The following is a 13096-nucleotide window of genomic DNA, read 5'->3' as shown; positions in this document are numbered from 1 at the left end:
TGTATCTATGTATATATACCCAACATATTACATCATTCCTTAAATATGCACAAGGCAGAAACTTTTCTCATTGTGAATAGTTCTTGAATTCTAAAAAAAAGCAGCCTTTCGGCTGCTCTATATTACATATTCATCTAACTGGCAAGACCCAGATGCAAAACCAGAAAACAGAACTTACGGTCCGAAGAATTTGGTCTTGTCAGGCTCATTGCTGCTGTATTCTGTCTTAATTTCATTTCTAAATGAACGCTCAATCTTCCGGACGTAGGAAAGTCTTCGAATATTCTTAATCGTCTCCTCAGCGCGCTCAGCGTTTACATACATGACCACATACTGCATGCGACGCGAGATATAATGCACACTACCATATTTCTCAAGGTTTCTTGCTGCTTTTACATCAGTAACCCAAATGATATAACCGGTTCGTTCTGCCAACATCCTGGTCTCGCCTCTCTTTCATCTCTATCTCTGTCTATCCCCTACTTAGCCGCACGAGCAGCCGCCGCCGCTTCCGCACCCTTTTTTCGGAAGAGCATTATTACTAGGTACTTTAATAGTGTCAGAAACTGAAAATGCAATTTTCTCCGACATATTGAACAGCAGGTCATCCAAGTTCTTCTCAGCAAGCTTAAAGCGCACCACGGCTTCAAAACCTTCTAGTTCTGCTTCTACCGCTTGAACCTCATCTTTAGCTGAGTGATAGTTCGGGTGGAAATGACCGAACCGCTGCGTTTCTTCGAATAATTCCTTCTTCGTTTCAAGCTTACGGATCAAAGACTGAATATTCGGATCATTCTCAACGGCCTGTTTCCAATATAGATAATCCGCCACCTCGACGGATGCATTTATCATATCGCCCAATTCATAGGCGTAGGTGAGCACCTCGGCCATATCAACCGTGTTCAATTCTGATACGCTCATGATCTCATCCCACTTCTTTATAGTTTGACCCTTCTAAACGAAGGACTCTTTTATAATAGCATAACAAACGCCGCTTAAGAAGGGGTAAACTATAGCCTAGACTCATCTAAATAAACGACCTCATTCAGAACAAAAGCTGTTTACACCTTAGTGAAACAGCTTTTAAGACCTGGATAAATCAGGAATGACCAATCGCATTTCCTGCCAATCTCCATCACTGAGCTCAACCATTTCCGGTTCAGTCACGTCCGGTGAAAATAACGCCCCCGATACACGCCAAGGATTACGGAACAGGCGCAACGGAATAAACTCTATTCTTGTATTATTTATTCCGAGCTCCAATCTCATCTTCCAATCGAGCGCCTGCTCCATGATTTGTTTTGCCGTGGTGCCATGATAAGTACGCCAATCCCGCGTCCACATAACAGGAACTTTTGCAAGATCAGGGAATAGGCTTTCCTTATTCGGCACGTCCAGATCCAGTTCATAATAATGCTCATTTCTTCCGCTATACACAAGACTAGGGTATAGGAAATGATTGAAGTCCCCTTCAAAATAACGACGACCCGATTGGTCATCCTTTTCAGATCTAGCCTCTTCAGACTGCAATGATCCAAAGACCTGTTCAAACCCACCGACTTGTCGTTTCGGAGGAAGTCCAGCGATATTTAACACTTTTCTTATATCAGACACACGATCCGACCGCACTGCAAAATGGAGTGGTCCCAACCGATGAATCCACTCGGTAAGTTTCGGATGCGCGGCAATTTGATCTCCCTCGTCAGCCGATTCGCACTGTAGTACAGTCAATTCGGCAAAAAAGGTTCTTCCCACCTCCCGCCCCCATTGAGCTAGAGCTGCAGCTACATTGTCAGGTACACCAGCCAATGCCTGTTCTGTTATAAATTCTGTCACTTGATCCGGTCTCATCCCCAGATCAGCTGCAAGCGCAACAGAATCCTTCGTTAGACGATAAACCGACATATGACCAACAGACACCCTATCAGAGCAAAGAGCAAGACTCCAGCGGACCGTAAAAGGTGTATCTGGAGGTACCAATACTTCATAATCCGGCTGAATGAATAAATGGCTAGAAGCAGAAAGTGCGGTCGCAGGACTAACATCTTGAAGAAGTTCTGCCGCGCTCACCTTCCACCGGAAAAAGCAATCTTCCTTATTCGCGGTGCCAACATCGGCCCATCCCGCACCAGCCAGGAAGCGAATCCAAGCTACTCCTTCCTCGTATAAGGAACTTCTGTCCTCTGTCTTCAGCATACCCTCTGCCAGCATCTCATCCAGCAATTGATTCACATCGTACCAGATATCCTCCTTAAAGGCTTCATGGCACAATACCTGCCGAAAATGCTGACTCCCCGGATTGTTTCGCCCATATCGTTCCATAACACTCTGAAAGAGTAGTCGATTCATCTCTTCCATCGTGAGATGTAACCATTCTTGCAAGGCATCCTTCTTTAACACAAAAGCATGACTCTCTTTGAAAACCAGTCCCAAACTAAGCATCAAATCGAGCAATACAGCAACTAACGGTGGGTATACATCCGAGTGAGCATATTCAAGTCCGATCGCAGAAACGTCTGCACTTGTTAAACCTTCAGACTCATTCAATTTTTGAATATGCTTTTTATGTAAGGTTCCTTTTGAAGTGAGCGGTAGACCTTCATTCTTGGCGGTGTACACTAATGTATTAAATACATCCAGGGCAAGCCCCGGCTTAGCTTCAAATAAAAGAGAGACGGCAGGAACATCTGCCAACTTTGGTGAAGGTGTATAGAAAGATGCCTGTACCGAGTAAAGTCTGTTTGTAGGAATAAAATATAGCCGCTCTCCCCATGCTTTTTTAACTGCGCATATCCAGCCCTTCTGTCGAAGCCCTAAAAAAGCAGTCATCACTTCGGCACCACTGAAAGGAAGCATACTCTGTGCAAACAACTTCTCCTCATCAAATACCTGACCAGCAAAGGCAAGCCAAATCTGGCGCAATACATTTCGCTCCATTGTGGGCAAATGACATGGAGTCATAGCTATATTAGGATTCATGTCGTACCCGACGCCTCCTTCCCTGGTTCTATATCGTCTTCATTAGCTTGCGAGCTCGCATCTAAAATATGAGGTTCTGTCACCGTTCGATACCGATATCCCTGTTCAATAAGAAACAGCTGACGTCGAAGTGCAAAAACCTCCTCCCGGCTGTCTTGTGAGACGAGTGCATAGAAATAAGCTCTGTTATCATCAGCTTTCGGCCGCAGAATACGACCCAATCGCTGCGCTTCCTCCTGCCTTGAGCCAAAGCTTCCGGATATTTCAACTGCTACAGAAGCATCAGGCAAATCTACTGCAAAATTAGCTACTTTAGAAACAACAAGTACTCGCTGCTCCCCCTTTCGAAATGCCTCATACAAGTCATTACGCTGGGATTGCGGCATTTGGCCGGAGATAAGCGGAGCACCCAGCTCAGACGAAACCAGCTCTAGCTGATCCAAATATTGTCCTATAATAAGTGTTTGTGCATCCGAATGATGCCGAAGCAATCTTTTCACCACTTCGATTTTCGCAGGATTTTCTGATGCTAACCGATACTGTTCGCGTGTACCTGCATACAAACACTTCTCCTTTAATCTGTCCGGCATAGGAACTCTTACTTCTACACAGTCCACAGAAGCGATCCAACCTTTGTTCTCTAACGATTTCCAAGGCATCTCATAACGTTTAGGTCCGATCAATGAGAACACATCGTGCTCCCGCCCATCTTCCCTTACCAGTGTAGCTGTCAAGCCAAGACGTCGTGTCGCTTGAATATCGGCGGTAGCACGGAATACTGGCGCAGGAAGCAGATGAACCTCATCATAGATAATCAGCCCCCAGCTACGCTCATTGAACAACTTCATATGACGCAGCTCGTCCTCTTTTCGATGACGATGGGTCAGGATTTGATAAGTAGCAACCGTAACAGGACGAACCTCTTTACGCTGGCCTGTATACTCACCTATTTCATGTGCTTGAAGGGTTGTTTTATCTCGCAGCTCCGCTACCCACTGCCGGACAGAAGTCGTATTGGACGTTAGAATCAATGTCTCGCACTCTAGCTCCCTCATGGCCGCCATCCCGATAATCGTCTTTCCTGCTCCGCAAGGGAGTACTAATACGCCGCTGCCACCTTTGCCCCCGCTATCCCGAAATGTTTCTGCTGCCTCTTTTTGATAGTCTCGGAGACGAAAAGGTGATCGATTATCCATACGGCATTCTCGCGCAGCCTCCCCTGTTTCTTCCGTTTCTCCACGCCATCGTATATGCAGAAACTGACCGTCTTGATATCCGGCATAATCCATCACAGGATAGCCAAGTCTAGTCAACTCCTGCTTCAGTACTCCTCTTCGCTCAGCAGAGATCTCCGCCTCTGTATCTGTAAGAAATGTTAGCCCTGTCTTAGATAAGGCCTGCTGATTGCGTATCTCGTTCATGAGTTCAATGTCATCACTGCGGAGTATAAGCCATTGATCGCGCTCAGAATGCTTTAAAAGTGTTAACTGACCATATCTTGAAACCAACCGTGTTATTTCCTCTATTAACGCAGCGGGAACATCCCAACGTGACAGAGATTGGAGATTTCCGCATATTTGCTCAGCATTCCATCCAGAGGATGCCGCATTCCATAATGATAAGGGGGTAATTCGATATGTATGAAAAGAGGGAGGGCTTTTAACCAAATCAGCATATCGTGACAGTTGCTCACGGGCTTCTTCAAAACCTGGATGATCTACCTCCAAGAGGATGGTTCGGTCCCGCTGTACAATGCACGGCTTGTCTTTTATCATCTTGTTATCCTCCTTGGTTGGCCCTGATAAAATGGCCCTATTCGCAAAAAGAAGCTCATTTCCGTCTGATAAACGGATCTGAACTTCCCCAAGTATACTGTTCCCAATTTATCCCGCTTCAATGCGTTATTCACATTCTTTATTCTAGCAGATTAACCTAATGCATGCTCATCCTGATAGGAACGAGTCATTTCGACCAGCAACTTTAACCCGTGGAGCATCGCATCCTCATCAAAATCAAACCTTGGATGATGATGCGGATAGACAGCAGCTTTCTCCTTATTACCCGCTCCGACAAACATAAAGCATCCAGGTAGTTCGCGCAAATAATAAGCAAAATCCTCAGCAGGCATAATCTTTGGAGATCGAAAAACATGTTCCTTCCCGAACACACGCGGCGCCGTTTGAAAAAATCGCTCCGCTTCCTTCTCATCATTAATTACAGCCGGGTACCCATTGAGATATTGAACCGAGCTTTCCGTTCCGTATGCTTCGGCAGTTGACTCCGTAATCCTCTCTAATCGCGCACGTATTAGTTTCCGTGTATCTTCATCGAAGGTGCGGACCGTACCCGTAATCCGGCATCTGTCCGCAACCACATTCTGAGCAAAGCCGCCCTGAATAGTTCCCACTGTAACGACCGCTGGCTGAAGCGGATCAACTGACCGACTCACAATACTCTGCAGCTGTACAACGAGTGCAGAACCTGCTACAACAGCATCAGCCGTCATGTGCGGCATTCCTCCATGGCCGCCTTTACCGATAATATCGATGAAAAACTCATCGGCAGCCGCCATCATCGGCCCCGCTAAACTTGATGCAGTTCCAATCGCAAGCGGTGTCCATAAATGCAAACCATATATAACATCCGCGCCATTCAATACCCCTGCCTCAATCATCCCTACGGCGCCTCCAGGGCATACCTCTTCCGCTGGCTGAAAAATAAAACGGATTTCTCCCCGGACCAGCTCCTGATTTGCCTTAAAGTAGGATGCAGCTGCAAGTAAAATAGAGGTGTGTCCGTCATGTCCACAAGCGTGCATAATCCCATCTACCGTGGACTTGTATTCACAGTTCTTTTCATCCTGAATTGGCAGTGCGTCCATATCTGCACGTAGCACGATCGTTTTTCCCGGTTGCCCACCTTTGAGGATAGCCATTACGCCATGACCTGCGATTCCAGATGTTACTTCGTACCCCATCTCTTGCAGACGAGACTCAACAAATGCGGATGTCTTTTTCTCTTCAAACGAAACCTCGGGATGTTTATGTAAATATCGGCGCCATTCCACCATTTGTGGAAATAATCCTTCCAGGTACACTTCCTCGTTCATATCGATCACCCTTCCTCTCGCCAGAACAACTCAATCTAGCTTTAGCAATCCATGTAGTGCACACAGCAGCAGTGCATGACCCATCATACTGTCGTTACTGGTGCCATTGATCATTTTTCTATAAGCGTTCCTCAGAGGGACCCATACAGGAATAACATCCTCATCTTCATCCTGCTGTAGATCTGTAACCTTCCGTACGTCATCCGTAAAATAAAAGTGCACTTGTCTGTTCACGAGCGAGGCCATCGGGTAAGCGCTTCCTACATATTTTATATCACCGCACAAAACGCCAGCTTCTTCCTCAAGCTCCCTCTGTACCGCGATGATCTTATCTTCACCTGGTTTTATGGTGCCGCCCGGCAGCTCAAAAGTTTGCTCACCAACGGCTTCCCGGTACTGAGTTACGAGTAAAACACACCCCTTATGGATAACCACTACAGATGTCGAATCCGGGATAAGATCATGCACAATAACCTCTTGTTTCTTCGTTTCCTCTACAATATAAAATTCCGATTGATAAACTGCACGGTTCATCTTAGCCCCTCTTTTCCTATGAAATCATCATAAGAATATATAAACCTTAAGCTAAAGAACCCTAACCTCTTAAGAAACGTCTATAATAATTTTCATTGTATCAGAAAATTAACGACCGATATACTTCAAAATGGTCATTTTTTCCTACAGCAATCCTCTTCACTTAACAACGTACCCACAGGCTTGTGCTTGCACAAGTTCTTGAAACATACTATCATATTTAAAGAACTTTGTAGGGACTAATTAAGGGGGTTACTAACGCCATGATTTTTGAAAATACGGGCTTGGATGGCTTGAAAAGTGATTTGGCTTATCTCGATGAAAGTGCTGAGAAGGTAGGCTTTATCCGCTGGCAGTGGGAATACTACCGCGCTACATATGATTTGAAAATTGAAGATAAGAAAAGTGATGCAGAATATTTCCTACGCATCAACACTCGCGCTGTGGAAGGAAAGCTCGAGAAACCAGACACTGTGCTTCAAATTGAAGCCGTTTACTTAGGGAGAGCGACGTTTCCACACGGACTGGAATATGAAACTCCAGCTCCACAGCCTGTGCTAAACGTAGCTACAAAGAAGCTACAGGAACTGAAATCGTTGCTGGAAGCGTAAAGGTAATGTTATGAAAACAACAAAACCACAGCCCAAGAGAGGGACGCCAGATTTCCAGTTGCTGATCCTCACCTTGCTGTTGGTGGGATTCGGACTAATCATGGTGTTCAGTTCCAGCTCCAGCTTGACTGTCATTAGTAAGCCTCACGGGTATGATCCTCTATACCATACTAAAAGACAGCTCATATTCTCCGTTCTAGGTGCATTTATTATGCTGGTGGCAATGAACATCAACTACAAGAAATACAAAAAGCTTGTTATACCTATTTTTTTCTTATCTTTATTACTACTTATTCTCGTTGTTGTCTTCGGACAGGCTACAAACGGTGCTGTAAGCTGGTTTAAATTTGCTGGTCTTGGTATTCAACCAACCGAGCTCGCAAAGATTGCTACCATCGTGTACCTCGCTGCTTTAATTACGAAGAAAGGTGAACGAATCCGGCAGTGGAAGGGTGGATTCTTCCCCGTACTCATTATCGTAGGTATTGTGGCAGGTTTGATCATGTTGCAACCCGATCTGGGTTCAACTTTCATTCTCGTAGCTACATGTGGACTCATTATTTATGCCGGCGGTGCAAGCCTAAAGCATATTACGGCATGTATATCACTTGTTGCACTCGGTCTAGCTTTAACGATCGGTGTTGGTTCCTTATTCGGTTCCTCCGGCGGTGGTGCTGAGGCAAGCTCAAGCAGTAACTACAAAGTAGGTCGGATCGAAGCGTTTCTAGATCCTTTCAAGGATGAATCTGGTACAGGCTATAACCTGGTTCAATCTCTCATCGCCATTGGCCAGGGGGGTTTGACAGGAGCTGGGTACGGCGAGGGTGTCCAGAAGCTTCATTATCTACCCAACCCTTATAACGACTTTATCTTTTCTGTCATCGGGGAAGAATTTGGATTTATAGGTACGGCGATGTTTTTACTGCTTTATCTGTATTTTATATGGAGAGGTATTATCATTGCTCTTCGCTGCCCAGACCCTTTCGGAACACTAACCGGAATTGGAATCATGGGTTTGATCGCGATTCAGGCATTTATTAATATCGGCGGAGTGACAAACACCATTCCGATCACCGGTGTTACTCTTCCATTTATCAGCTACGGCGGATCATCCCTACTTGTTATGATGCTAGCTATGGGAATTATGCTGAGCATTTCCAGAGAAAGCAATCGACCAGATAAAGAAGAACATGTAAAATCTGTAGTCAAAAAAGACTACCGGCCAGCCCGGTAGTCTTTTTTCTGTCATATGCTTTTCTAAACTAACTTACTTCGTGCGATAAGACACGTCTTCAATTTCATCATCTTTAAAAGCAACGCCTTCTACTTTAACGTTAACTTCCACCACTCGAAGTCCCGTCATGCTCTCTACAGCTTCACGAACGTTTTGCTGAAGCATACGGCACACTTCATGTATCGGTGTCTCATACAGGACAATAATGCGAAGATCGATCGCTGCTTCCAGCTGACCTACCTCCACAGTCACACCTTTTTGTACATTTTTACCGCTAAGGCGTTTCGCCCAGCCCTCAGACAAACCACCAGACATCGCTGCGATCCCAGGAGTCTCCAGGGCAGCCATTCCGGCAATTTTCGAGACGACATCATCCGATATTCGAATTAAACCGTTATCCAGTTGAAGTTGTTCAGCCATGCCATATCCTCCTTCACCCTCATTATCCGTTATTGTAAATCCTAACAGGCCCAAAAAGCAAATCTCTGATTTAAACTTGCGTTATTTTGTGTATTATTATGGGTATATGGTAAATGGATAATCAATTTTTTACATATTAATAAGGTAGGTGTTCATCTTGAAAAAATGGCTGAATCCAGCACTGCTAGTCATTACATTCCTGCTTAGTGCAGCAGGTCATTTCTTAGGTTGGAACTTCACACTGCAATTTGTTCTTTCAGCCATTTCCGTAATTTTTGTCGCTGGATTTCTAGGAAAAGCGACAGAAAGTGTGGCCCATTACGCCGGACAACGACTCGGTGGTTTCCTAAACGCAACATTCGGTAACGCAGCCGAACTCATTATTGCCATCCTCCTAGTGAAACAAGGACTATTCGATATGGTTAAAGCCAGTATTACCGGTTCTATTATCGGGAATCTGTTGCTGGTCCTTGGTCTCAGCATATTTGCGGGAGGCTTGAAATTCAAGATCCAGAAATACAACATTACCCTCGCGGGATTAAACGGTTCATTGATGATTCTTGGAATCATCGCCCTTTTTATTCCAGCTGTATTTCTAAACACTCACTCCATAACAGAGTCGGACACAAAATTTCTAAGCCTCATTGTTGCAGGTATACTCATTGTTGCCTATCTGGCATGGTTGTTGTTCTCCATGATCACGCATAAGGACTATCTCAATGATGTGAGCAACGATGGTGAAGCAGAGCTTCCACATGAACACGCTCCTACATGGACTAAAGGGCGTTCTATTGTTTACCTTGTTGTGGCTACCGTGATGGTTGCCTTTGTTAGTGAATGGTTGGTTGGCGTCCTAGAGCCTGTCAGTCACGAATACGGCCTCAGTGAACTATTTGTAGGTGCTTTCCTTGTAGCGATCGTAGGTAACGCTGCAGAGCACAGTGCAGCCATTATGCTGGCTATGAAGAACAAGATCGGCGCTGCAGTGGAAATTGCCGTAGGCAGCAGTCTACAGATCGCATTATTCGTAGCCCCTGTACTGGTGTTTATCAGCTATTTCATGGGAAATACGATGGATATCGTATTTACGACCATTGAGCTCGTCGCGATCGGCGTAGCCGTCTTTATTGCGAAATCAATCACACAGGATGGTGCAACCAACTGGTACGAGGGACTCATGCTTCTAGCAGTGTATGTAATATTAGGCGTCTCCTTTTACCTGGTATAACCTCTACCTTTTATGAGCTACGCATCAAAATAGGCGTGTTACACGGATCATTTATATCGTGAAACACGCCTATTAGCTGTACCTCTGTTATTTAATCCATTACAACATCAAAAAAACGCATGCCGACAAATCCTCACATGCGTTTCTATGTATCGCCTGTATACGACAGGCTATTCGGCTTGATTCATGGCTTCATATAAAAGAGCCAGATTACGCTCCAACTTGCTGAGCAGCTGTTTCCCTGTCACTTCCGAAAGAAGTCCAGCGCGAACAGCAAAGTCGACTTCTCTTGAAAATCCGTACATTTGGGTATCCAGCACTTCCTCATAGAGTGGGCAGTAACGGGTTGCCAGATTCTCCATCTGCACTTCAATGAGCTTTTGAATTTTATCTGCATCTTCATGTAGAAGACTAATCGCTTTAAGATTAAGCTGTTCTTGCAAATCAGATGAAGTCATGATCTTCCCCCCTATGTCAATATCAGAGCACGGTTCTACCTCTAATATTAGACGAAATCTCATATCAATACAAGAAGCACTTGAAAAGTGCTTTCAGTATCTTTTTGTTACACTTACTATTTCATATATTAAAAAAAACATCCTTCCATGCATGGAAGGATGTTTTTTCGCTGATATTATTCAGCAACTACAGTTACATTCAGGCCATGCTTAGTAAATACATCAATCATCGCCTTTTTAGCTTCATCAGCGTCAGGACCATGAACATGAAGCTCATAGCTCTGATGGCTCACAAGCGTAGTGAACAAGCCAAGAATGCTCTTAACATCAATGTACTTATTCTCAGCTTGCAAAACGATTGAGGAAGAGAACTGACTTGCGGTCTGAGAAATGTCTACAACTGTGGCATTAGTATTGGACATACGAATCCCTCCGTTAACTTAAAGATATTAGAAGTGCTCTTCGTGCTCCTTCATGATACCTTGAATCCGTTTTCTTATGCAACTATATTTCGTCCTATTTCAGATTTTCAGGGTTTAGTCCTTCCAGCTCTGGAATAACAAACAGACCGTCTTTGCGGATCAATACGTCATCGAAATAGATTTCGCCGCCGCCGTATTCTGGACGCTGAATCAATACCAGATCCCAGTGGATAGAAGAACGGTTTCCATTGTCTGTTACATCATAAGCTTGACCCGGCGTAAAATGCAGGCTTCCAGCGATCTTCTCATCAAACAAAATATCTTTCATCGGGGTCAAGATATATGGATTAAAGCCGATCGCAAACTCACCGATATAACGAGCACCTTCATCAGAATCAAGAATTTCGTTTAGACGTGCTGTATCGTTGCTTGTCGCCTCTACGATTTTACCGTTCTCGAAAGTAAATTTAATATTTTCAAAGGTAATCCCATTGTACAAGGATGGGGAGTTGTAAGAAATCGTACCATTTACAGAATCACGAACTGGTGCAGTGTAAACTTCACCGTCTGGAATATTTTTCTGTCCCGAACATTTTTCAGCCCCAATACCTTTGATCGAGAATGTAAGATCTGTTCCTGGGCTAACAATTCGAACCTTATCTGTCTTTCTCATTAATTCTGCCAGCGGATCTTGTGCACGATCCATTTTGGAGTAATCCAGATTGCATACGTCGAAGTAGAAGTCTTCAAATGCTTCTGTGCTCGTATTTGCCAATTGAGCCATACTAGCGTTAGGATAACGGAGAACGACCCACTTTGTGCGTTTTACACGCTCTTCGCTATGTACAGGGTGAGAATATAAAGCATTGTATAATTTCATGTTTTCTTCAGGCACATCAGCCAGATCGTTCACATTCTCACCGGCACGGATACCAATATAACAATCCATTTCCTTCATCCGGTTCAAATCGAACTCAGCCCAAAGTGTAAGCTGTTCTTTCGTTGCGTTTTTCAGCATCGCACGTTGTACTGTCTTATCCGTAAGCTGAACAAAAGGGCGCCCTCCCTTTTTCCCTACCTCTTCAACAATGGCATTGAGCAAATCACGCTCTGAACCGATCATTTCGATCAGCACATTTTCTCCCGGCTGCATATCTACCGAGTAACCAACCAGATTTTCTGCTAATTTTTGAATTCTTGGATCACGCATCGTGTTAACCTCCTTAAGCTGTTTCACTGCTCAATTGCATAATTGAACAGCGGTAAATTTCATTAGTATATTGTATCACGCTATTCGGTCTAACGTCAGCCACTGCTCTGAATTTTATCTGTATTCTAAAAATTTAGTGTCTGAAACAAATGTTTCAACTCTCGGCTTTCCTGAAGTGTCTTCCAAAGTAATAGTACGCTCAACGGACAATCTTTGAGGCAAATAAGATTTCTGATTAATGGTCATGTGAAAGACCATTTTTACATTCGACTTAGAAAGCAAACGGGACAATTCTTGATTTTCCTTCTCCCATACATTTTGAAGCTTCGCCCTTACCTTAGGATCTTCGGTATACAGTACATCCCCCTTCTGGTCCATCCGACTACGAAGTGTTAGCATTTGTCCCGTCAACGCCCTCTTTGTTAGTTCCTGAGAAGCTTCGGAAGATAATTCAATTCGAAGTGCCTTCGTACCACGGGCTGCACCCGACTCTTCGGTTACTTTTTTATCAGACTCACCTACGAATTCCAACTGTTCTAAGGGATTTAGCCATTCTGCCTCAGACTGTCCGTAAGCATGAGGAAGCTCACGAGCTTTGTAAGACACCAATTGTTGACTCTTCCCTTCCAAACTTATCTTCCCAGTTATTCTCGTCGAGGAAGGAGATGTCGTTGTTATCGTGAGCATTTTATGATCCTGCAATTGGCCCTCATAAGCGACCAGCTCCTCACTCATACCATTGCCGTCACTTCTGATCACAGCACTGCCTTTAAACACTAGATTATCCACCCCTGCCAGACCTGAAGCTGCTCTGTTAAAAGATTCTTCCGCGGTAAGCTTCTCTCCGTCGCAAGCTTGTAGACAAAAAACCACAACCAGCCACAGCACCAT

Annotated in this window: 14 protein-coding genes; 3 read left to right on the top strand and 11 right to left on the bottom strand. The window is 44.5% G+C overall.

Features of this window, described 5'->3' with window-relative positions; translation table 11 throughout:
* Positions 1–174: 174 nt before the first annotated feature.
* From ACFQV5_RS22415 to ACFQV5_RS22390, 6 genes are all read right to left on the bottom strand, one after another.
* Positions 175–438, bottom strand: a complete 264-nt coding sequence (locus ACFQV5_RS22415) for a YlbG family protein (RefSeq protein ID WP_379250166.1) — start codon at positions 436–438, stop codon at positions 175–177.
* 45 nt (positions 439–483) lie between these two features.
* Entirely contained in the window at positions 484–921 is a 438-nt protein-coding gene (locus tag ACFQV5_RS22410; RefSeq protein ID WP_379250164.1) for a YlbF/YmcA family competence regulator, read from the bottom strand.
* A 162-nt stretch (positions 922–1083) separates the two neighbouring features.
* Positions 1084–2979, bottom strand: a complete 1896-nt coding sequence (locus tag ACFQV5_RS22405) for a helicase-associated domain-containing protein (protein ID WP_379250163.1) — start codon at positions 2977–2979, stop codon at positions 1084–1086.
* Positions 2976–4754: a DNA repair helicase XPB gene (locus ACFQV5_RS22400; protein ID WP_379250161.1), complete on the bottom strand. Its 1779-nt coding sequence runs from the start codon at positions 4752–4754 to the stop codon at positions 2976–2978. The genes ACFQV5_RS22405 and ACFQV5_RS22400 overlap by 4 nt, the downstream gene beginning before the upstream one ends.
* 152 nt (positions 4755–4906) lie before the next feature.
* Positions 4907–6088, bottom strand: coding sequence for a M20 family metallopeptidase (locus tag ACFQV5_RS22395; protein WP_379250160.1), 1182 nt, complete (start codon positions 6086–6088; stop codon positions 4907–4909).
* Positions 6089–6118: 30 nt separating this feature from the next.
* Positions 6119–6622: an NUDIX hydrolase gene (locus ACFQV5_RS22390; protein ID WP_379250159.1), complete on the bottom strand. Its 504-nt coding sequence runs from the start codon at positions 6620–6622 to the stop codon at positions 6119–6121.
* Positions 6623–6885: 263 nt separating this feature from the next.
* Between ACFQV5_RS22390 and ACFQV5_RS22385 the strand changes: the two genes are divergently transcribed.
* Positions 6886–7233 carry a YugN family protein gene (locus ACFQV5_RS22385; RefSeq protein ID WP_379250157.1) on the top strand — a complete coding sequence of 116 codons (348 nt, stop codon included), beginning with the start codon at positions 6886–6888 and terminating at the stop codon, positions 7231–7233.
* Positions 7234–7243: 10 nt separating this feature from the next.
* Entirely contained in the window at positions 7244–8467 is a 1224-nt protein-coding gene (gene ftsW, locus ACFQV5_RS22380; RefSeq protein ID WP_379250155.1) for a putative lipid II flippase FtsW, read from the top strand.
* Between the two features lie 33 nt (positions 8468–8500).
* Here ftsW and ACFQV5_RS22375 read toward each other — a convergent pair whose 3' ends face one another.
* Positions 8501–8887 carry an Asp23/Gls24 family envelope stress response protein gene (locus tag ACFQV5_RS22375; protein WP_379250153.1) on the bottom strand — a complete coding sequence of 129 codons (387 nt, stop codon included), beginning with the start codon at positions 8885–8887 and terminating at the stop codon, positions 8501–8503.
* Between the two features lie 157 nt (positions 8888–9044).
* Between ACFQV5_RS22375 and cax the strand changes: the two genes are divergently transcribed.
* Positions 9045–10115: a calcium/proton exchanger gene (gene cax, locus ACFQV5_RS22370; RefSeq protein WP_379250151.1), complete on the top strand. Its 1071-nt coding sequence runs from the start codon at positions 9045–9047 to the stop codon at positions 10113–10115.
* 170 nt (positions 10116–10285) lie between these two features.
* Here cax and ACFQV5_RS22365 read toward each other — a convergent pair whose 3' ends face one another.
* From ACFQV5_RS22365 to ACFQV5_RS22350, 4 genes are all read right to left on the bottom strand, one after another.
* A complete protein-coding gene (locus ACFQV5_RS22365) occupies positions 10286–10573 on the bottom strand; it encodes an Fpa/YlaN family protein (RefSeq protein WP_169503374.1) in 288 nt (95 codons plus the stop codon).
* A 176-nt stretch (positions 10574–10749) separates the two neighbouring features.
* Entirely contained in the window at positions 10750–10995 is a 246-nt protein-coding gene (locus ACFQV5_RS22360; protein WP_379250148.1) for an HPr family phosphocarrier protein, read from the bottom strand.
* A gap of 94 nt (positions 10996–11089) precedes the next feature.
* Positions 11090–12205 (bottom strand): aminopeptidase, encoded by a 1116-nt coding sequence (locus ACFQV5_RS22355; RefSeq protein WP_379250146.1) that lies wholly within the window; start codon positions 12203–12205, stop codon positions 11090–11092.
* A 114-nt stretch (positions 12206–12319) separates the two neighbouring features.
* The gene (locus ACFQV5_RS22350) at positions 12320–13096 is read right to left on the bottom strand and encodes a hypothetical protein (RefSeq protein ID WP_379250144.1); all 777 of its coding nucleotides are present in this window, start codon (positions 13094–13096) and stop codon (positions 12320–12322) included.

Source organism: Paenibacillus sp. GCM10028914, assembly GCF_042666275.1.
Lineage (GTDB): Bacteria > Bacillota > Bacilli > Paenibacillales > Paenibacillaceae > Paenibacillus_AQ.
This window is presented reverse-complemented; position numbering and strand designations above follow the sequence as displayed.

What these genes read in the sequence shown, in the direction of transcription:
- ACFQV5_RS22355 (WP_379250146.1), bottom strand. Translation starts at nt 12,205, where the DNA reads ATGCGTGATCCAAGAATTCAAAAATTAGCAGAAAATCTGGTTGGTTAC.
- ACFQV5_RS22375 (WP_379250153.1), bottom strand. Translation starts at nt 8,887, where the DNA reads ATGGCTGAACAACTTCAACTGGATAACGGTTTAATTCGAATATCGGAT.
- ACFQV5_RS22415 (WP_379250166.1), bottom strand. Translation starts at nt 438, where the DNA reads ATGTTGGCAGAACGAACCGGTTATATCATTTGGGTTACTGATGTAAAA.
- ACFQV5_RS22410 (WP_379250164.1), bottom strand. Translation starts at nt 921, where the DNA reads ATGAGCGTATCAGAATTGAACACGGTTGATATGGCCGAGGTGCTCACC.
- ftsW (WP_379250155.1), top strand. Translation starts at nt 7,244, where the DNA reads ATGAAAACAACAAAACCACAGCCCAAGAGAGGGACGCCAGATTTCCAG.
- ACFQV5_RS22385 (WP_379250157.1), top strand. Translation starts at nt 6,886, where the DNA reads ATGATTTTTGAAAATACGGGCTTGGATGGCTTGAAAAGTGATTTGGCT.
- ACFQV5_RS22390 (WP_379250159.1), bottom strand. Translation starts at nt 6,622, where the DNA reads ATGAACCGTGCAGTTTATCAATCGGAATTTTATATTGTAGAGGAAACG.
- ACFQV5_RS22350 (WP_379250144.1), bottom strand. Translation starts at nt 13,096, where the DNA reads ATGGTGCTGTGGCTGGTTGTGGTTTTTTGTCTACAAGCTTGCGACGGA.
- ACFQV5_RS22395 (WP_379250160.1), bottom strand. Translation starts at nt 6,088, where the DNA reads ATGAACGAGGAAGTGTACCTGGAAGGATTATTTCCACAAATGGTGGAA.
- ACFQV5_RS22365 (WP_169503374.1), bottom strand. Translation starts at nt 10,573, where the DNA reads ATGACTTCATCTGATTTGCAAGAACAGCTTAATCTTAAAGCGATTAGT.
- ACFQV5_RS22400 (WP_379250161.1), bottom strand. Translation starts at nt 4,754, where the DNA reads ATGATAAAAGACAAGCCGTGCATTGTACAGCGGGACCGAACCATCCTC.
- ACFQV5_RS22405 (WP_379250163.1), bottom strand. Translation starts at nt 2,979, where the DNA reads ATGAATCCTAATATAGCTATGACTCCATGTCATTTGCCCACAATGGAG.
- ACFQV5_RS22360 (WP_379250148.1), bottom strand. Translation starts at nt 10,995, where the DNA reads ATGTCCAATACTAATGCCACAGTTGTAGACATTTCTCAGACCGCAAGT.